This is a genomic window from Kordiimonas sp., from assembly GCF_048260245.1.
GTDB lineage: Bacteria > Pseudomonadota > Alphaproteobacteria > Sphingomonadales > Kordiimonadaceae > Kordiimonas.
Genome location: NZ_JBLXGZ010000004.1, coordinates 112,576 through 130,731, shown reverse-complemented (window position 1 = coordinate 130,731; position 18,156 = coordinate 112,576). Strand labels below are relative to the sequence as shown.

Sequence of the window (18,156 nt, the reverse complement as noted above, 5' to 3'; positions counted from 1 at the left end):
TTGACCAAACCAACGAGAGAAGGTAGGCGCTGAAAAAGTAAGCAACGTGAGGTGCAACAAAGGTCGCGAGTATCCACCCAATGTTTTTGGCCCCGGCTGTTCTGCTCGGTGAAGTGTCAGGCATCTCAGGCATCTTTCCCCCCAAAAAAAACAACGCTACACCATAGGGCCGCAAAAACCACTACCCAACACGTTACGAATAGCGTAATATAGTGGCACTTCTTTTCGATTTTCAGCGAGGAAACTGGAAATTGAAAGGAAACCAATGCACCAGCACCCGATTGACTTCAGTCTTCCGTTCAACATGGGGCGCGTTAAAGCCCTGATTGAGCATAAGCCGCTTGATACCGAGCATATCTTACTGGTCGTGCATATCGAGCACGTGCCACCCGCCATCAAGCTTTTCATTCCCAAAGGATACAAGAACGGCCCGATCCAGAAACCGGTCAGGCGTTCACTGATCCGCACATGGTGCGGACAAGGGCTTGAATGGGCCAATGAGCCAGCAGAGGGCGCGCCCCATGCTGAGTGATTGGCTTATCCCCCTACCGCCAAACGCAACCGCCCCGGCTGCGCGTGGCAACACCAAACGGGCCATCGGCATTTACCCCTGCATCAATGGCGGCCACTGTGACCAGTTTGTCCTGGTCAAGCTGGACAACCGCGGTTGCCCTTACGGCACCTGTTCGCCTGAGGAAGTCACCGTCAAGGGATGCCGCAAGCGCGCAGTGAAGGGCGCGCCAGAAGATATCCCGCCCCAGACCTATGAAGCCTACCTAGCAGCGCTTGAGCGTGTGCAGGAGCTCAAGGGCGTGCCGGAAAGCTATGTGCGCTATCTGGACGCCGCGTGGGAGCGCTACAACAGAGAGGAGGCCACCGATGCAAGCGACAGCGCTTAAGTTTGTGGCCAGTGCCAAGCCAACGACCATGGCCACGCCCCCAACCACCCCCGCGACCAGTACCGGTCCTGACCGGTTAGAACCAGTCAGACCGGTTAAACCGGTCGTAAAACCGGTTATCCCGCCCGCCAATGATCCGTTTATGGGCCTGATCAGCGGCACGGCCCCGGACCCGGCGAGCGAAATCCCCACCGGGCCGGATCCGGTGCGACCGGTCGAGGCTGAGAGCGAGGCCACATGGCAGCCCAAGGTTCTCGACCTCGACAGTGCGCGCGAGGAAACCGGCCCCAAATATCTCGATATGGACGCCCGCACCGGCACGGTGACGGTGAGCAACATGGCCGAGGCCGAGTTTGTCGAATGGTGGGCCATTGATGTTTGGGACGCGATTGCAGCCATTGGCGGCTTTATACCGGCCCTGAACCTCGACCTGTCGGAACTGCGCACCAAAGAAGAGGATTATGAGCAGGCACGGACGGCAGCGAAGCACCTCTATAAAATCGCGCTCCGCAACCCGAGAATGCTGGGCTGGATGATCGCTGATAGCACCGTCGCCTTGGGTGACGGCATCTTCTGCCTCGCCTTCTTTGGCGGCAAGGCTTTGGCCATTATCGCGGTGATCATGGAGAAGAAACGCGAATGGGCAGAGAAGAAAAAAGCCAAGAAAGACCCGTTTAGAGACCAGTCGAACCGGTCGGAACCGGTTCAGGCGAAAGGGGGCGCACATGGCTAAATTTGGCAGACTTGGCCTCTTTGGCCGTTCGCAATCCGGCAAGTCAACCATGATGGACCGGGTGTTGCGCCACCATAGGCGGGTCATTCTCTTTGATGCCCTGCCAGCCCGTGCGGCGAATGCCGCCAAGGAAGGCTATACCCAGATCGACCGGGTTTCCGACCTGATTGACGCTGTCCAGGCGAACTATTGGGACGGGTTCCGCTACTGGTTCAAACCGGACGATGATGAGGAATATCTTGTGCTTGCGCTCTCGGATATCTCCAAGTTCATGGTCGACCACCAGAACCAGAACGCGGACCAGTACGGGTTTGATCAGATCCCCGAGCTGACGCTTGCTGTTGATGAAATGGCCGACTGTTACCCGAACCATAACCTGCCCAAGAAGCTGAACGGCTTCTCGCGCATGTGCCGGTCGGGGCGGCATAGCCGTATTCATCTGGTGGGAGCAACACAGCGCCCGGCCGAGGTGTCGACCAAGTTTAGGGGCCAGCTTGAAAAGCGGTTTCTGTTCAATCTCACCGAGCCCGCAGACCTTCGCGCCGTCGCTGAGATGGGTGGCGCGCGGGGGCGGGAGCTGGCGGAGGCGGTGAGCCTTCTCAAAGCCCTTGAATATATCCGCATGGAAGACGGCACCTATACCCGAGGCAAGCTCACTTTTCCCGGTTGAGTGTGACCGGTTCTGACTGGTCTGACCGGTTTCGACCGGTTTCGACCGGTCAGAATACCGGTTTCGACTGGTCTTTCCGCTGACCGGTCAAACCGGTTTCATCTGATCTAATCGCCTTCGACTTCAACTGAGGGAGTGTGGAAAGTGACCTTGTCCGGTGAGGCAATTTTAAAGGCGGTGATCATATCGCTGATTGTGTACGCGCTGACCAAGCCTTTCACGCTCTGGATAGACCAAGCTTTTGAAAGGACAGAAAAGTGAAGTTCACCAAAACAGACACCAAAACGCTGCTGATCGTGATTGTCGCGGTCCTCATCGTTGGCGGGCTTTTGTGGGTTGGCGACGAGTATGACGTGCCAGTTCTCAAGGATCTGCATGAAGCCTTTGGCGGTTAACCCTTAAACCTGAAAGGAACAACAGCCATGGCAGGCTTTAAAGAATACCGCCGCAATCCAAAATCAATGTCGGATGTGGCAACCAACGGCACCCCGGTAGTAGAGTTTCCGTCTTCGGTCGGCCAGATCGACTTCATGGACGTTTATTACACCGAGGGCGGCGACCCGGCGACCCAAGCCGAGATTGAGGCCAACATTATCAGTTATGAACTGATGTTTGGCGGCGATAGCTTCGGCACCTACAAGCCCGCAAACACCAATTTGCTCAACGCCTTTTATGGTCGCAGCTTTGAGCCGGGCTATTTGACCCATTTCTTTACCGAGGAATGGCGCCAGAACACGGCAGAGGCGGAAATTTCGGCCTTTATCCCCGGTCTCTTTGTGGACCCTGCACTACGCATTGTGCTCGGTGCGGCGGTGTCTCCGGCGATTACGCATTGGCTGCAATCTGAGGGCCTTGGTTCGAAAGGGCGTCAAGGCGTGAATGTGCAGCCCGAGGCGGTGACCACCATGCTTGAACAGCGCGGTTTCCCCGGCCTGATCAAGCATCTTGAACAACACGTCGATATTCAGGCATCCGGCACCACTGAAACCGACTTTTTCTTTGAGCGTTCCGCGAGCGTCATTCGCGGCTGGCACTTCAAAGGGGCCAACATCACCGGCATTCGCATGTTGGTTGATGATCAAGAGGTGCTGAACTTTGCCAGCAAACGCGCGCTGGATGTCCAGCTTGAGCGCAAAGGCTTCTTTCCACAAGACGACGTATGGTCGATTGTGCCTGAAGCGCTGGCCGGGTCTGCTCTTGCGCACTTCCGTAAAAACCATGGTAACGCTGAAAACGAGGTGCTGTTTAAAATCAAAACCAGCACCACAGCCGACGCCAACCTACTGGTTGAGCAATACGAAATGCCGCCCAAGCGCGCCAGCGTGGGGGGCTAGATCATGCCTAATGAATTCTCCATTGGCGGAAGCTTTTCCACTGATCCGGGGTACAACCCGTTCAGTAGTGGTTTCGGTGCCCTTGCGAGTTCTGCGGCGGGTGCGTCGGGTTCCTTGAACCCGGCTGTCACCACCACAAGCGCAAGTAGCACCGCGTCCAGCTCTAGCCGTTCGTCGTCATCTTCTGGCCTTTCGTCCGTCGGTGACTTTCTAGGCGGCGTTTTGCGGTCCGCTGTCGACACTGGTTCTCGGTATGTCGACCATCTTTTGACGCTCGATATTTTCGGCAAGGCGCAAGACAAAGGCATCGGTAACGGAACTTTTCCGTCAACCGGCACCGGTGGCACCGGCACCAATACCGCCACGGCCAGCGGCTTGCCCTCTTGGGCGATCCCCGCAGGCATCGGGGCGGCTGTGCTGATCGTCGTTCTTCTCCTGATGTCGAGCAAATAGATGTTTCCGGGGATTGGCGAAATCGGAGATTTAGCTGTTGGGGCCGATGGTGGCCCCATCAACAGCAGCGACCGGTTTGACACCAGTTTTGGTACCGGGAGCTTCTCACTGCGCGGCGCTAGTGCCTCCAATCAAACTTTACTCATTCTGGCCGGTTTGGTCGCAGGGATCGTACTATGCAAATTACTTTTGAACCGCTCCTAGAGTTTGATAGCCGTGCAAAACAAGGCTTCGCGCGCATTGCCGAAGGTCGCACCCTCAGTTTCTATATTGAGGAACACCGGGCAGGCCGCGCGGCGCTCTTTGCCGTCACCGAGAAGGGCAAGCGCCAAGGCTCGCTTTTGCTGGCGTCCGAGACAAAACAGACCGGCGAAAAAATCCTTGCGGTGATGGCGGCAAGCCTTGAAGGCAAGGTTGACAAAATCATTCGGGAGGGTCGCGCCTGGCTAAACTCTTATGCGGTAAAATCCGGCCATGCGACGGTCAAGTTTTACACCAGTTCGCCAAAGCTCGCGGCTGAATTCCTCAAGGCAGGCGCGCGGGCCAAACTGACGTGGAACCCGCACCATGGGTAGTACGCGCCGCAGCCAAACCAGCAACACCAACCAGATTGATAGCCGTCAAATTCATGAGACGGTGAACAATACCGAGCTGGACTATGAGCTGGACGTTGATAACAGCCAAGAAGACAGCAACAACGGCAACATCTTTGCGACTGGCAACGTCACGCTGGAGAGCGAGGGCGCGTCTATCGCGGCCAGTGAGGCGGCGGCGGCGAGTGCCGAGGCCGCAGCCAAGGCGGCAGAAGAGATTTTCGAACAAGCGGCCAAGGCGCAAGAGGCGCAGGCCAAAGCCATGGCGGAAGCGGCCAAGGGCAATGCGGACGCAGCGGCCAAGCTGGGCGAGGAAGCCCGCAGGCTGGGGGAAGGCGCGTTTGACGCGGCAACCACCCTGAGCGGCCAAATGCAGGCGCTTGCGGAAGACACTGGCAAGAATGTCACCGACACCGCCAAAAACGCCATTGATATGGCGCTATCGGCAGCAAAAGAGGCCATGGACGTGGCGACCGAGATCAACGCGGACAGCCTGAGTGCAAACCGGGATGTGGTGGCTGACGTGCTCGCCTTTGCCGACGAGGCGGCGGACGGCAACCGGGAGAGCTTGCAAGATGCGTTTAAGCTGAATGCTCTGGCGCTTGAGGAAAGCTTTGAAAGCACCGTTGGCGGTATCGCTGACCAGCAACAAAAAACCCTTCTGATGGGCCTTGGCATCGTCGCGCTTATGGGCGTGCTGATGGTGGTGGCCTTCATGGTGAACAACAGTCGGAAAGGCGGATCATGAACAAGCTGACAAGCGCAAAGAATGTCACCGTGCGCAGTGACCGGGCTGTATTACTCGTTGACGCCAACCCGCGCCGCAAGGTGCTGAACATCACGGCGGGCGACTTTGATGTATGGGTCGGACAACTGGACGTGCGCCCGGTCACCGAGCAGAACAAAATCCCCGCCAATACGCGCGGCGTGTTTAGCAATATTCAGTCTGAAATCTGGGTGATCGCAGCCGCGCCGAACACCGGCAAGATCAGTTATTCCGAAGAAATCGAGGTGTAACCATGGCCGAGATTTTAGACGGTGTAACCGATAGTGAACTTGTCGCCGCCTTGGCCGGTAAATCCAACACCGGCCACGTGCACGACCAGTATCAGACACAAGCCGAAACTGACGCCGCGCTGGCTGGCAAGGCCGACGCGGATCACGGCCACACCCTGACAAGCCTTGATGATGTTGAAGCTCTCGCGCCCTCCGACGGTCAATCGCCAGTATGGAACGCCGAGGCGGGCGAGTTCCGTTTTGCGATCTTGGCGGCGGGCGGTGTAGTTGATCATGGCGCGCTTATGGGCCTGACCGATGACGACCACCCGCAGTATCACACCGACGCGCGGGCCGATGCCCGGTATTACCTGAAGGCAACGGCTGACAGCCTGTTTTGCCTTAAAGCCGATGCGGACACCCTTTATTACCGCAAGGCCGATATTGATACAGCCCTTGCCGCCAAAGCAGATGCGAGCGCCCTTGACGGAACCGTTGATTTTGACGGCCTGACCGTCGGCGGCGAGGCAGTCTGGCACACGGGCAATGATGGCACCGGCTCCGGCCTGAATGCCGACCTTGTGCGCGGCAGGGCTTTGAGCACTGAGGCAACGCCGCTTACGGTGGCGCAGCGCGACGCAAGCGGCGACCTGAGCGCTCGCTATATGCGCACTGAGTACACACAAGTAAACCATCCCCCCGAGACGCGCACCGGCGACACGGTGTTTTTCTCGACCGTTGACACATGGATCAGGGCGAACACCAAAGCCGGGTTCAAGGCATCGCTCGGGATCAACAACGTCGACAACACCGCCGACGCTAATAAGCCGATCAGCACAGCCATGCAGGCCGCGCTTGACGGCAAGGTGAGCTTTAACCGGGTGTTGACCAATGATGATCACCCGGCGCAGCCCGAGCAGATCATTGCCGCCAATAGCAGCGCCGGGCCGGTGCTCATCACCGCGCCAGCGGCGCCCGCAGCCAACACATATTTTTATGTGGGCGACGTGGGCGGCATGGCCGCAACCAACACCATCACGATTGACTTTGGCGCGGAAAGTTTCGCCGGGGAAGCCGGAGAGGATTTTGTGATCGACATAAACGGCTTTGGCACCGGGTTTATCTACACCGGCACCACATGGAGGGTTTTCAGGTAATGGCAAAAGCAAGCGACTTTTTCGGGACCGCGACACAAGACGGCGTACTGATCCCCGCGGACGCCAGCACAGCGGCCGGGGCCGGTTGGCTCATTGATCCGGCCTTAAACACCGACGGCGTGAAAATATACGTGCTTGTGGCGCGTTCAGGGTCATCGGGGTCTAGCGGCTGGATCGGCAGTGACAAGGCCGTTCACACCAACAACAAGCAGTTTTTCGGCAACACGTGGGAGGGCGCTATCAGCCTTGCCGATTTGACACTACCGGCTGGCGAGGGGTTTTACTCTGAAGGCGTCTCAACGTGGGTTGTGTTCGATTACCTGAGCGGCTGATGGCGGGAAACCACAGCTTGAAATTCTGGCCGGTGCGTCCGGCGCTCGCATTTTGATTGGATTAGGGTATGCGCAAAACATTAGAGACAATTAACCGCTTTGCAGACGGGTCTGTCATAGCCCGGCGCGAGTACCGCGCGGGCGGTGTGCTCAAGGTGTACACGTGGACCAAGGATACAAGCGGCAATGTCATGCTGGACGCGGGCGAGCCCGAGCCGGTGGCTGTGGCCGCTATCTTTGACGGTGACACAGATCACACCGCCACACCTAGCACGCTTTCCAAGGTTGCCTTTATGGATATGGCCTATCCGCTTCTGGGCGAGGGGATGGCTGGTGTGCAGCGCTACGGTGAAGTGCTCACCGAGGCCAAGGCCAGCACAAGCCCGCTCGTGGTCGCTGCCATGGAGCGCTACACGCACGCGAATGACTTTGAGCGCGACGACGTGGCGACCTTTCTCGACATTCTTGTTTCTGATCCTGGCATCGGCTTGAGCGCCATGGAACGGGACGCGGTTATAGGTGGCTGGCCGGATGAAACCCCAGCTTAAAATTCTGGCCGGTCTAGGGGCCGGTGCCTTGATCTTAATAGGTGTAAAGATGCGAAATATTGACTTATCTGCCCGTGTGGCATGGGGCGAAGCCCGGAGCGAGGGCCTAACCGGCCTGCAAGCCGTCCTGAACGTGATGGCCAACCGGGCAAAGGATCGGCGCTGGCCGTCAAGCCTCGCGGGCGTCGCCACCCAGCCGTGGCAGTTCTCCGCCTATAACGAGAATGACCCAAACAGGGCCAAGCTTGAGGCCGTCACCGATGATGACCCAAACTTTGCTCAGGCGGTCGAGCTGGCGGCGCGGGCGGTGCGCGGTGAGCTTGAGGACGTGACAGGCGGGGCAACCCACTATCACAGCAAATATATCAGCCCGCCGTTCTGGACCAAGGACGCGACCGTCACAGCGCGCATTGGCGACCATATCTTTTATAGCGGGGTTGCGTAATGCCCGCGCTTCTCTTGCTCTTTGCTGGTGGCGGTGTGGGGGCGTGGTTCGGCTCTCAGGCCGATGATGCCATTGAAACCCTCACGGGCGAGCGCGGCGGCATACCGTGGCTGCAACTGCTGATCCTTTGCGTTGCCGCTTATTACATCTGGAAACTGATGAAAGGCTCGAAATCGTGATCGACGCGCTTCAAACCCTGACGGCCATCACCGATCCCGCCGCCAATGTCGCTATCATTGCCGGGGCGGTCTGGCTGATCCGGCATCATATCAAACTGGCGACCCATGATGTTCGCCTTGAAAACCTCGAAAGGAAGGTGTTCGCAAAATGAAACTGCATCAACGTAAAACCCGCCTTCAGCACCGCAAGATTGAGCGGTGCGAGATCCGGGCCATGAGCCATGAAGAACTGACCGCCAAGGGCAGGGCGCTAGGCTTGCCGCCGTTCTGTGGTGGCTGGCCAACTGAAACCCTCACACGCAAGATCAAGGAGTCTGAAGCCAATGGCTAAAAAGACAACAGCCGGGCGCACCAAAAGCGGCCAGTTCAAGAAAGGATCACCGGCAGCAAAACGGGCCGGGCGGCGCGGCGGGCTGGCAACGGCCAAGAAGAACGCATCGTGTCACCGCAAGCGCACCACCAAAGCCAAGGCCAGCAAAGGCCGTCAGCGTTCGCTGAGGCTAGGCTGATGGGTGGAGAAGGCCCAGTAAGGGCCTTCTCTATTATCAGATAAAAATCTGGAGGAAGATTACGAGCACTGCCCAGTGAATTCGAAGCTCTATTCTACCCGCCGCTCTATCAAAGAGAACCTTCATAGTAAGGCCTTTCATTTGATCTGAACGCAGCGAGTAACTCTGCAAATCCTCGAAATTCCGCCGAGTGGCGTGAAATATAAAATGGTGTGCCGTTGCTTTGATTGCAAGGCATACTTGAAGAAAGGCAAAGAAATGGGCATTCCGTTCCTTGACACGATACTGGACGTGGTCCGGGGTCCGATCGACAAGCTGATCCCTGACAAGAACCAGAAGATGCAGCTCGAGCATGAGGTCACCATGGCCGTGCTGGGCTCAGGCCTGTCGCAGATGGAGGTGAACAAGCAGGAAGCCGCGCACCGCTCGGTGTTTGTGGCAGGCTGGCGCCCGGCTGTAGGCTGGGTGTGTGCGGCCTCACTCGCCTGGCATTTTGTGCTCTATGACCTCGCCACCTGGGCGCAGCTCGCCTTCTTCCCCGACACACCCGCGCTACCGGCCCTGAGCGGGACCGGCGAGTTGGTGACGGTGCTGTTCAGTATGCTGGGGCTGGGTGGATTACGGAGCTTTGAAAAGATGAGGGGGTTAGCCAAATAAGCAAAAGGGTTTCACCATATCAACTCGAGGTGTAGCATTTCCCGGCAGATAGGTAATCGGGGAAGCATAATGAATTTTCAGGGGAAGCTGTTTAGAAAATATAAAACCCTCCTGCTGTTGCTAGTTTTGCTCACAACGGTCTTTGTTGTGTGGTGGTTTTTCCCTGAATACACCGCCATGGCTCACTGGGTTTGGGACAGAGCTGAAACATTGAGAAATTTTTCTCTCATTCTAACGGGAGCAATCGGCATACCGCTTCTTGTGTGGCGTTCCGTGATAGCAAACAACCAGTTGGCCCTTTCTGAAAGAAGCCAACATATCGACCTCTACCAGAAAGGCGCTGCCATGCTGGGGGATAAGCGCCAATCCGTCCGTCAAGCGGGCATTTTTGCCCTGCAAAGGTTGGCCGAAACAGATTTAGCAAATTACTACCCGACAGTGCAAAACCTCTTGTGCTCGTTTGTTCGTGACCGCAGCGCAGAACAAAGAGAGGAGCGTAAAAAGTCTGAAACGCCGGAGCATGAAGGTCAAAAAACTCGAGAGCTTGTCATTCCGGTAGCCGAAGACACTCAAACCGCCATGACCACTATCCTCAATCTGAAAAAAAGCGCGGTGATACCTGATCATTTGAAATCACAAGTCAATTTCAATCTTAAAAATACAAATTTGAGCGGAGCGAACTTGGGCGAGACGGACTTGCGCAAGGTAGACTTGAGCGGGGCGGACTTGATCGGGGCGGACTTGAGCGGGGCAGACTTGCGCGAGGCGGACTTGAGCGGGGCAGACTTGCGCGAGGCGGGCTTGAGCAGGGCAGACTTGCGCGGGTCGGACTTGATCGGGGCGGACTTGAGCGGGGCAAACTTGCGCGAGGCGGACTTGAGCGGGACGAACTTGCGCAGGCCCAACTTGCGCATGGCGAACTTGCACGAAGCGGACTTGCGCGAGGCGGACTTGCGCGGCATCCGACAGGCGCTCCGAATAAACTATAACGCGGAGCGCCTGTTGACTGATTGGGCCCTAGCAATATTCGATTGCACCCTTAATCTTGATCAAGCCTTGTTTGACGACGGCTGGAAAGTGACCGGCAGCGATGAAGAAGGCTGGGACGTTAGCTATAAGGACCCAGATTTCGACCCAAGCCGTAATGGGGAAAATGAAAAGGCGTGAGGGAAAGTCGCAAAAACAGGGTCAGTACGCCGAAATTCGGTGTATACCTATGTCAGGTAAAATTTCTAAGTCATTGAAAAATATGGCGCACCCGAGAGGATTCGAACCTCTGGCCTCTGCCTTCGGAGGGCAGCGCTCTATCCAGCTGAGCTACGGGTGCCGGTGCCAAAACTGTGCGGCAGCACACGGCGATATGATACCACCAAACGGACCAGACAACCGTCTGATTCCGGCGCGGACAGTACACGCGGCACCGCAGCCATGCAAGCCAAATTCGGGTGAATATTTATCGCTTTTGATCTGCAATGGGCAGCTGTCCCCACAGTGTCGCCCGAAAATTACCTAGAATGTGGCTGCCTGACACAAAAAAAATCAACCTGCCATGACGGAAAAACTGCAAAATTTTCATGAGCTTACCCAGCCGCCTGCCAAATAGTTAAAATTTTAGAGAATTAATTACCTATGATTAAGCGTAAGTCGCTTATAAACAATGGCATATGCTCGCGCATGGGGGTCGCGCCGTATAGGCGAACAGTACTTTCAGGCGCCCAAACGAAACCAGCTCAAATCTCGGATGGGAACCATGTTGAAAAATCTAAATGTATTTGTCGCCAGCTTGATCGCGCTTACTTTTGCCTTCACAGCCGCAAGTGCGCCCGCTCACGCTGCTGATGATATGAAAAAGTGGCAGGTCGAAGTGATCAAGGCCGTTGCCAAAAACCAGCGCTATCCGCGCTCCGCCATTGCCCGTGAAATTGAAGGCAAAGCCAAGGTTCGCCTTGTCGTTGCCTCAGACGGTTCAATCACCAGCCATGAAGTTGTGGAGCCCACAGGCGAAAGCGTGCTTGACCGCGAAATCCCGAAGCTTGTTGAAAAACTGAACCCGCTTCCGGCCCTGCCGGGCGGCCAGAACGAGCTTACCTTCCTGCTACCGCTTACATGGTCGCTGAATTAAAACAGTTTTTGTTCTGAGTACTATCTTATTCGTACCGAGTAGGAAGAGCCCCGCCGAAATAGACGGGGCTTTTTTCATCTTCGCCTCGCTCTTAGAAAAGTCGGCGTGAGTGATTCGCACCTCTCGCAGTCTAACACCCGCCACGGCACCCTGTGACTCGGGCAAAGTTGCTGCCCGAAAAATGGCGCTTTTCCTCATGTTTCAGAGCAGGGAAAATAGCTAAAATTTTAGCTAACATATGGTAACTATTAGTTAATATATTTAGCGCATAGCATTGCGCATATTTAACACGCTCGAGAGTTCTCAAAATGAAAAAAACCTCCCTGATTGCCGCTATCGTTGCTGGCGCGCTCTTCTCCACCATCGCTACCCCGGCCTTCGCTGACGACATGGACGGCTGGAAAAAAGCCGTCGTCTCCAAGCTGGTGAAAAACCAGAAATACCCCCGTGCCGCACAGGTGCGTGAAATTGAAGGCAAGGCCAAGGTTCGCCTTGTGGTATCTGCCGATGGTTCGATCACCGCGCATGAAATTGTTGAAAGCACCGGCCAAGAGGTTCTCGACAACGAAATTCCGAAACTGGTTGCCCGGCTCAACCCGCTGCCATCGCTGCCCGCTGGCCAAGGCGACCTGAGCTTTATCCTGCCGCTTGAGTGGTCGCTACGCTAATTTTTGCCAGCTATCGAGGCGACAAAAAAGGCCTTCGCAGATTGCGGAGGCCTTTTGCTTACCGGCACCCGGACAATGTTCACTCGACCCGATCAGAAATCGCGCGCCCAAACGGAATGAGCGTGGTATCACGCAAATCTTCCGATAGCTCAGGATAATCCGCTGTATAGTGCAGGCCCCGTGATTCCTTGCGCTTCTGCGCCGAGCGCACAATCAAATCCGCAACCGTCACAAGGTTTCTGAGCTCCAGCAAGTCTGCGGTCACCCGGAAGTTACCGTAATATTCCTGAATTTCAGCGGTTAGCAAGTCCACCCGGCGTTTGGCGCGGGCAAGGCGTTTGTCTGTGCGCACAATGCCCACATAATCCCACATGAAGCGCCGAAGCTCTTTCCAGTTGTGAGTCACCACCACTTCCTCGTCACTATCGGTCACCTGGCTTTCATCCCAGTCCCGCACAATGGCCGCAGCGGGCAAGCCGCCGATGTTCTCAAGGATATCATCCGCCGCAGCGTTGCCGAGCACAAGACATTCGAGAAGACTGTTGGACGCCATGCGGTTGGCGCCGTGCAGGCCGGTGTGCGCGCACTCGCCGATAGCATAAAGCCGGTCCAGGCCCGTGCGTGCCTTCAGGTCGATGTGAATGCCGCCGCAGGTGTAGTGCGCTGCGGGCACCACCGGGATCATGTCCTTGGTGATGTCGATACCAAGGCCAAGGCAGTGCCGGTAAATCGTCGGGAAATGCGAAATGACAAAATCGGCGTCCTTGTGGGTAATATCAAGCCACACACAGTCCTGCCCCTTGCGTTTCATCTCACTGTCGATGGCGCGCGCGACAATATCACGCGGGGCCAGTTCGGCGCGCTCGTCATAGTCCGGCATAAAGCGCTCGCCGTCGCGGCCGCGCAGCACCGCGCCCTCACCGCGCATTGCCTCGGTGATCAGGAAGGTCTTGGCGTCAGGGTGATAAAGGCATGTGGGGTGGAACTGGTTAAATTCCATGTTTGTCACCCGGCAGCCCGCCCGCCACGCCATGGCGATACCGTCACCGGTGGAAGCATCGGGGTTCGAGCTATAGAGATATACCCGGCTGGCGCCACCGGTTGCAATAATAGTGGCGCGGGCGGTGAAGGTCTCCACACGGCCTTTGACAAGGTTCAGCACATAAACACCGTGGGCCTGGTCGTTATAGGAAGCCTCGCTTTTAAGGTGTCTGTTGGTGATGACGTCCACGGCCATATGATGCTCATAGACGTCAATGTTCGGCTCCTCGAGCACACGGTCATTGAGTGTCTTTTGTACCGCCTTGCCCGTTGCGTCGGCGGCATGGATAATGCGCCGGTGGCTGTGCCCACCCTCCCGGGTCAGGTGATAGTCATAGCCGTCTTCGTGGGCCTGATTGACCCGGTCAAACTCAACGCCCAGATTAATGAGGCTCTCAATGGCGTCGCGGCCACGCTCCACCACAAAACGTACGGCGTCTTCGTCACACAGGCCAGCACCTGCCACGAGCGTATCGTCTATATGGCTTTGCACGGTATCCGTGGCTTCGAGCACAGCGGCGATGCCACCCTGCGCCCAGCGGGTGGATCCCCCCGACAGTTCCGCCTTCGAGAGCACGGCCACCCGCATATGCGGCGCCAGCTTGAGCGCGGCAGTCAGGCCCGCAGCCCCGGTTCCGACGATTACTACATCATAGGTACGCCTCATTGCGCCGCGTCCTTGGGCTTGTTCTTACTGCTGGTAAGCTGGAGGAAAATATCCTCCAGATCTGTTTCGTTGGTGGAAATATCGTTGATCGTCAGCCCGGCATCTTGCACGGCGCGCAAAACCTGACCGACATTGCCATCCGCCTGAGATATCTGCACCGCAAGCTTGTTTTTGTCGCGCACATCGGCGGTAAAGGAAGCAAGGGAGGCGGGCACTGTGTCCAGCGTTTCCGCCACCTCAATCACCACTTCTTTTTCATCGATACGCCTCAGAAGCTGCGATGTCGGCTCCGAGCAGACAACCTCGCCGTTGTTGATGATGGCGATGGTGTCACAGAGCTCTTCCGCTTCTTCAAGATAATGGGTTGTGAGCACAATGGTGGTGCCGCGGCGATGCAACTCGCGCACATAATCCCACAACTGTTGCCTGAGTTCGATATCCACGCCAGCCGTTGGCTCATCAAGGATCAGGATGGGCGGGTTATGCACCAGCGCCTTGGCAACCAGCAGGCGGCGTTTCATACCACCCGACAGCGTGCGCGAATAGGCGTCGGCCTTGTCAAACAGATGCACGGCCTTCAGGAGCTCTTCCGTGCGGCGTTCGGCGGGCGGCACGCCGTACATGCCCGCCTGCACCTCAAGCATTTCACGCGGGGTGAAAAAGGCATCAAACATCAACTCCTGCGGCACAATACCGATATTGGCGCGCGCGTTCCTCGGGTTATCGTCAATATCGAAACCCCAGATGCTGGCACTGCCGGCGGTTTTGTTCACAAGGCCTGCAAGGATATTAATGGTGGTGGATTTCCCGGCGCCATTTGGCCCCAACAGGCCAAACATGGACCCCTGCGGGATATCGAGATCAATGTCCTTGAGTGCCAGTTTGTCAGGCGCGCCGCCGCGTCCCTTGTAAACTTTGTTCAGGCCCCTGATCTCAATTGCATTTTTTGCCACTATTCCACCCAATCTTTTAACGTATTTGTGCCTATTTTATCACCAAAGCGACACATGCGTGAACGGCGATGCTTGTTCGCACCGCGTCGCTTGGTTATATAAGGCTAAATTTCAATTGCACGCGTTCAATTTCCAAAAAAGAGAAGCCTCATGACGGTAGAAGCTCCTGAAACCAAACTGGTCACCACCAAAAAAGTTGCCTGTGACGGCGATGAAGGTGCCCTCGGCCATCCACGTGTTTTCCTGACCATGGATCACGACGGCAAAGTAGAGTGCCCATATTGTGACCGACTGTACATTTTGCAAGGCGGTCCGTCAGACACAAACAAGTGATTGTCACACCTTTTTTCTAACCTCAGCCGTGAGGAAAAGTTAGGGTGGGGCCTCCTCTGTGGGGGAGGTGTAAGCAACTTCAAGGATCATTCATGTCCGCATCTGACAGCAAAGAGCCGCATCTCTATCTGATCGACGGCTCAAGCTACATATTCCGCGCCTATCACGCCCTGCCGCCCATGACGCGGCCTGATGGCACGCCGGTAAATGCGGTTTACGGCTTCTCCAATATGCTGTTCAAGCTGCTGCAGGACCTGAATGACGGGGAAAAACCCACCCACCTTGCAGTCATTTTTGATGCCGCGCGCAAAAACTTCCGCAACGACATCTATGCTGAATATAAAGCCCACCGCCCACCGGCACCGGAGGACCTTGTCCCGCAGTTCTCCATCATCCGCGACGCCGCCGTCGCCTTTGGTGTGCCCGCGATTGAGATGGAAGGTTATGAGGCAGATGACCTGATCGCCACCTATGCCCATCAGGCGCGCGAAAAGCGCTGGCGCGTGACCATCGTCAGTTCCGATAAAGACCTGATGCAGTTGCTCGACGACGGCACAGATATGTTCGACAGCATGAAGAACAAACGCTTCGGGCCTGAGGGCGCGCTGGAGAAATTCGGTGTCGCGCCTGACCGCGTGGTCGACGTGCAGTCGCTTGCAGGGGACAGCGTGGATAATGTGCCCGGCGTGCCCGGTATCGGTGTCAAAACGGCGGCCCAGCTCATCAACGAATATGGCGACCTTGACACGCTGCTGGAGCGCGCGGGCGAGATCAAGCAGAACAAGCGGCGCGAAAACCTGATCGAATATGCCGAGATGGCACGCATAAGCCGCCAGCTTGTGCGCCTTGCCAAGGATGCGCCGGTTGACTTTGAGCTGGCGCACATGACGCTTGAAGACCCGGCGCCAGAGCCCTTGATGGCTTTCCTAGACGCGCAGAACTTCCGCTCGCTCAAGGTCAAGGCAACGCACTATTACGGGGTGGATGTAGGCGCGGACCCGATCACCGACGCCATTACCGTTGAAGAAACCGAGTATGAATGCGTGACCGAGATGGCCACGCTGGAACGCTGGATCAGGATGGCGACACAAAACGGCGTTGTCGCCGTGGATACCGAGACCACGTCGCTCAACCCCGCACTGGCGGACCTTGTCGGCGTGTCGCTGTCTGTTGATCCCGGCAAGGCGTGCTATATCCCCGTCGGCCATGCGATGAACGGCGGGGACCTTCTGGCCGAAAAACCGAACCAGCTTGATAAAGCCACAGTGATCAAAGCACTGAAACCGATGCTTGAAGACCCCAGCGTTCTCAAGGTCGGCCAGAACCTGAAATATGATATGTCTATTCTGGCACGCGAAGGCATCCTGATCAGCCCGATTGACGATACCATGCTGATATCCTATGCGCTGGACGCGGGCAAACACGGGCACGGCATGGATGAACTTTCAAGCCTGCATCTCGACATTACGCCAATCCCGTTCAAGGAAGTTGCGGGTACCGGTAAAAACCAGATCACTTTTGACCAGGTTCCGCTTGATAAAGCCACCGACTATGCCGCCGAAGATGCCGATATCACCGGTCGCCTGTGGCGTATCCTCAAGCCGCGCCTGGCCCAGGAAAAAGTCACCACGGTATATGAGACGCTCGAGCGCCCGCTGGTGCCTGTGCTCTCCGCCATGGAACGTGAAGGCATCAAGGTTGACGTCAGCGTGCTCAAGAAACTGTCGAACGAATTTGGCGCGGGCATCGAGCGGCTGGACAAGGAAATCCAGGAGATGGCTGGCAGGCCGTTCAACGTGAATTCTCCCAAGCAATTGGGCGAGATCCTGTTTGACGAGCAGGGCCTGCCGGGCGGCAAGAAGTCAAAAAAAACCGGCGCGTGGCAAACCAATGTGGATGTGCTCGAAAAACTGGCTGCCGAAGGGCATGACATCCCGCAGAAGGTAATGGAATATCGCCAGTTCTCGAAGCTCAAGAGCACCTATACCGACGCGCTGGTGCATCAGGTGAACAGCCGCACCGGGCGCGTGCATACAAGCTTCCATCTGGCATCCACCACCACGGGGCGTCTGTCATCCAACGACCCGAACCTACAGAATATCCCCATCCGCACCGAGGAAGGCCGCAAGATCAGGCAGGCGTTTGTAGCCGATGAGGGCAATATTCTCATCGCGGCTGACTATAGCCAGATTGAGCTGAGACTACTGGCCCATATCGCCGACATCGGCACGCTGAAGCAAGCGTTTGCCGACGGCACCGATATTCACGCCATGACGGCAAGTGAAGTTTTTGGCGTACCCATCGAAGGCATGGACCCAATGGTGCGCCGCCAGGCCAAGGCCATCAACTTCGGTATTATCTACGGTATTTCAGCCTTTGGGCTCGCACGTCAGCTTGGTATCAGCCGGGGTGACGCGCAAGGCTATATCGATGCCTATTTCGAGCGTTTCCCCGGTATCCGCAAATATATGGACACAACGGTCGAATTCGCCAAGGAGCATGGCTATGTCAGCACGCTCTTTGGTCGCAAGTGCCATATCACAGCGCTGACCGACAAAAACCCGATGCGACGCGGCTTTGGCGAACGCGCAGCCATTAACGCACCCATTCAGGGCTCTGCCGCAGATATTATCCGCCGTGCCATGATCCAGATGCCCGACGCGCTTGAGCAAGCGGGCCTGACGGACGTGCGTATGCTGTTGCAGGTGCACGATGAACTGGTGTTCGAAGCGCCCGAAGGGCTGGCGGAAAAAGCCATCCCGGTGATCCAGAAAACCATGGAGCACGCCGCCCTGCCCGCGCTTGAGATTTCCGTACCACTTGATGTGGACTGTGGCACCGGCAAAAACTGGCAGGAAGCACACTAG

Annotated in this window: 26 protein-coding genes and 1 tRNA gene; 24 read left to right on the top strand and 3 right to left on the bottom strand. The window is 56.7% G+C overall.

The genetic code is table 11. The features are described from left to right. Nucleotides 1–265: 265 nt before the first annotated feature. From ACN0VM_RS03915 to ACN0VM_RS03820, 20 genes are all read left to right on the top strand, one after another. Nucleotides 266–532, top strand: coding sequence for a hypothetical protein (locus ACN0VM_RS03915; RefSeq protein ID WP_417449536.1), 267 nt, complete (start codon nucleotides 266–268; stop codon nucleotides 530–532). Next, nucleotides 522–899, top strand: coding sequence for a hypothetical protein (locus tag ACN0VM_RS03910; RefSeq protein WP_417449535.1), 378 nt, complete (start codon nucleotides 522–524; stop codon nucleotides 897–899). The genes ACN0VM_RS03915 and ACN0VM_RS03910 overlap by 11 nt, the downstream gene beginning before the upstream one ends. Beyond that, a complete protein-coding gene (locus ACN0VM_RS03905; RefSeq protein WP_417449534.1) occupies nucleotides 880–1,632 on the top strand; it encodes a hypothetical protein in 753 nt (250 codons plus the stop codon). Before ACN0VM_RS03910 ends, ACN0VM_RS03905 begins: the two co-directional genes overlap by 20 nt. Next, complete coding sequence (locus ACN0VM_RS03900; protein WP_417449533.1) at nucleotides 1,625–2,302, top strand: hypothetical protein; 678 nt, start codon at nucleotides 1,625–1,627, stop codon at nucleotides 2,300–2,302. The genes ACN0VM_RS03905 and ACN0VM_RS03900 overlap by 8 nt, the downstream gene beginning before the upstream one ends. Before the next feature lie 257 nt (nucleotides 2,303–2,559). Next, the gene (locus tag ACN0VM_RS03895) at nucleotides 2,560–2,697 is read left to right on the top strand and encodes a hypothetical protein (protein ID WP_417449532.1); all 138 of its coding nucleotides are present in this window, start codon (nucleotides 2,560–2,562) and stop codon (nucleotides 2,695–2,697) included. 27 nt (nucleotides 2,698–2,724) lie between these two features. Next, nucleotides 2,725–3,636 (top strand): hypothetical protein, encoded by a 912-nt coding sequence (locus ACN0VM_RS03890; RefSeq protein WP_417449531.1) that lies wholly within the window; start codon nucleotides 2,725–2,727, stop codon nucleotides 3,634–3,636. A 3-nt stretch (nucleotides 3,637–3,639) separates the two neighbouring features. Then, nucleotides 3,640–4,089: a hypothetical protein gene (locus tag ACN0VM_RS03885; protein ID WP_417449530.1), complete on the top strand. Its 450-nt coding sequence runs from the start codon at nucleotides 3,640–3,642 to the stop codon at nucleotides 4,087–4,089. 176 nt (nucleotides 4,090–4,265) lie between these two features. Continuing rightward, nucleotides 4,266–4,664 (top strand): hypothetical protein, encoded by a 399-nt coding sequence (locus ACN0VM_RS03880; RefSeq protein ID WP_417449529.1) that lies wholly within the window; start codon nucleotides 4,266–4,268, stop codon nucleotides 4,662–4,664. Further along, the gene (locus tag ACN0VM_RS03875; protein ID WP_417449528.1) at nucleotides 4,657–5,430 is read left to right on the top strand and encodes a hypothetical protein; all 774 of its coding nucleotides are present in this window, start codon (nucleotides 4,657–4,659) and stop codon (nucleotides 5,428–5,430) included. Before ACN0VM_RS03880 ends, ACN0VM_RS03875 begins: the two co-directional genes overlap by 8 nt. Then, nucleotides 5,427–5,699, top strand: a complete 273-nt coding sequence (locus tag ACN0VM_RS03870; RefSeq protein ID WP_417449527.1) for a hypothetical protein — start codon at nucleotides 5,427–5,429, stop codon at nucleotides 5,697–5,699. Before ACN0VM_RS03875 ends, ACN0VM_RS03870 begins: the two co-directional genes overlap by 4 nt. A 2-nt stretch (nucleotides 5,700–5,701) precedes the next feature. Continuing rightward, on the top strand, nucleotides 5,702–6,835 hold the full coding sequence (locus ACN0VM_RS03865) for a hypothetical protein (protein ID WP_417449526.1): 1,134 nt from the start codon (nucleotides 5,702–5,704) through the stop codon (nucleotides 6,833–6,835). Then, nucleotides 6,835–7,167 carry a hypothetical protein gene (locus tag ACN0VM_RS03860; RefSeq protein WP_417449525.1) on the top strand — a complete coding sequence of 111 codons (333 nt, stop codon included), beginning with the start codon at nucleotides 6,835–6,837 and terminating at the stop codon, nucleotides 7,165–7,167. The genes ACN0VM_RS03865 and ACN0VM_RS03860 overlap by 1 nt, the downstream gene beginning before the upstream one ends. A gap of 68 nt (nucleotides 7,168–7,235) precedes the next feature. After that, complete coding sequence (locus ACN0VM_RS03855; protein WP_417449524.1) at nucleotides 7,236–7,715, top strand: hypothetical protein; 480 nt, start codon at nucleotides 7,236–7,238, stop codon at nucleotides 7,713–7,715. Between the two features lie 49 nt (nucleotides 7,716–7,764). Continuing rightward, the gene (locus ACN0VM_RS03850) at nucleotides 7,765–8,160 is read left to right on the top strand and encodes a cell wall hydrolase (RefSeq protein WP_417449523.1); all 396 of its coding nucleotides are present in this window, start codon (nucleotides 7,765–7,767) and stop codon (nucleotides 8,158–8,160) included. Beyond that, entirely contained in the window at nucleotides 8,160–8,339 is a 180-nt protein-coding gene (locus ACN0VM_RS03845) for a hypothetical protein (protein ID WP_417449522.1), read from the top strand. The genes ACN0VM_RS03850 and ACN0VM_RS03845 overlap by 1 nt, the downstream gene beginning before the upstream one ends. Further along, complete coding sequence (locus tag ACN0VM_RS03840; protein ID WP_417449521.1) at nucleotides 8,336–8,491, top strand: hypothetical protein; 156 nt, start codon at nucleotides 8,336–8,338, stop codon at nucleotides 8,489–8,491. Before ACN0VM_RS03845 ends, ACN0VM_RS03840 begins: the two co-directional genes overlap by 4 nt. Continuing rightward, on the top strand, nucleotides 8,488–8,670 hold the full coding sequence (locus tag ACN0VM_RS03835; protein WP_417449520.1) for a hypothetical protein: 183 nt from the start codon (nucleotides 8,488–8,490) through the stop codon (nucleotides 8,668–8,670). Before ACN0VM_RS03840 ends, ACN0VM_RS03835 begins: the two co-directional genes overlap by 4 nt. Then, on the top strand, nucleotides 8,663–8,848 hold the full coding sequence (locus tag ACN0VM_RS03830) for a hypothetical protein (RefSeq protein WP_417449519.1): 186 nt from the start codon (nucleotides 8,663–8,665) through the stop codon (nucleotides 8,846–8,848). Before ACN0VM_RS03835 ends, ACN0VM_RS03830 begins: the two co-directional genes overlap by 8 nt. Nucleotides 8,849–9,088: 240 nt before the next feature. After that, on the top strand, nucleotides 9,089–9,505 hold the full coding sequence (locus tag ACN0VM_RS03825; RefSeq protein ID WP_417449518.1) for a 3TM-type holin: 417 nt from the start codon (nucleotides 9,089–9,091) through the stop codon (nucleotides 9,503–9,505). Between the two features lie 291 nt (nucleotides 9,506–9,796). Beyond that, a complete protein-coding gene (locus ACN0VM_RS03820) occupies nucleotides 9,797–10,672 on the top strand; it encodes a pentapeptide repeat-containing protein (protein ID WP_417449517.1) in 876 nt (291 codons plus the stop codon). An 83-nt stretch (nucleotides 10,673–10,755) separates the two neighbouring features. Here ACN0VM_RS03820 and ACN0VM_RS03815 read toward each other — a convergent pair. Beyond that, a tRNA-Arg gene (locus ACN0VM_RS03815) sits at nucleotides 10,756–10,832 on the bottom strand. 423 nt (nucleotides 10,833–11,255) lie between these two features. Between ACN0VM_RS03815 and ACN0VM_RS03810 the strand changes: the two genes are divergently transcribed. Both ACN0VM_RS03810 and ACN0VM_RS03805 read left to right on the top strand, forming a co-directional pair. Then, the gene (locus ACN0VM_RS03810) at nucleotides 11,256–11,627 is read left to right on the top strand and encodes an energy transducer TonB (RefSeq protein ID WP_417449516.1); all 372 of its coding nucleotides are present in this window, start codon (nucleotides 11,256–11,258) and stop codon (nucleotides 11,625–11,627) included. Nucleotides 11,628–11,935: 308 nt separating this feature from the next. Further along, a complete protein-coding gene (locus tag ACN0VM_RS03805; RefSeq protein WP_417449515.1) occupies nucleotides 11,936–12,295 on the top strand; it encodes an energy transducer TonB in 360 nt (119 codons plus the stop codon). A 79-nt stretch (nucleotides 12,296–12,374) separates the two neighbouring features. Here the strand turns inward: ACN0VM_RS03805 and nadB are convergent, their stop codons facing one another. Continuing rightward, entirely contained in the window at nucleotides 12,375–14,003 is a 1,629-nt protein-coding gene (nadB, locus tag ACN0VM_RS03800; protein WP_417449514.1) for an L-aspartate oxidase, read from the bottom strand. Continuing rightward, on the bottom strand, nucleotides 14,000–14,956 hold the full coding sequence (locus ACN0VM_RS03795) for an ABC transporter ATP-binding protein (protein WP_417449513.1): 957 nt from the start codon (nucleotides 14,954–14,956) through the stop codon (nucleotides 14,000–14,002). Before ACN0VM_RS03795 ends, nadB begins: the two co-directional genes overlap by 4 nt. 150 nt (nucleotides 14,957–15,106) lie before the next feature. Here ACN0VM_RS03795 and ACN0VM_RS03790 point away from each other — a divergent pair, with 150 nt between their 5' ends. Together ACN0VM_RS03790 and polA are read left to right on the top strand one after the other, a co-directional pair. After that, nucleotides 15,107–15,289, top strand: a complete 183-nt coding sequence (locus tag ACN0VM_RS03790; protein WP_262692244.1) for a zinc-finger domain-containing protein — start codon at nucleotides 15,107–15,109, stop codon at nucleotides 15,287–15,289. Between the two features lie 92 nt (nucleotides 15,290–15,381). Next, nucleotides 15,382–18,156 carry a DNA polymerase I gene (polA, locus tag ACN0VM_RS03785; RefSeq protein WP_417449512.1) on the top strand — a complete coding sequence of 925 codons (2,775 nt, stop codon included), beginning with the start codon at nucleotides 15,382–15,384 and terminating at the stop codon, nucleotides 18,154–18,156.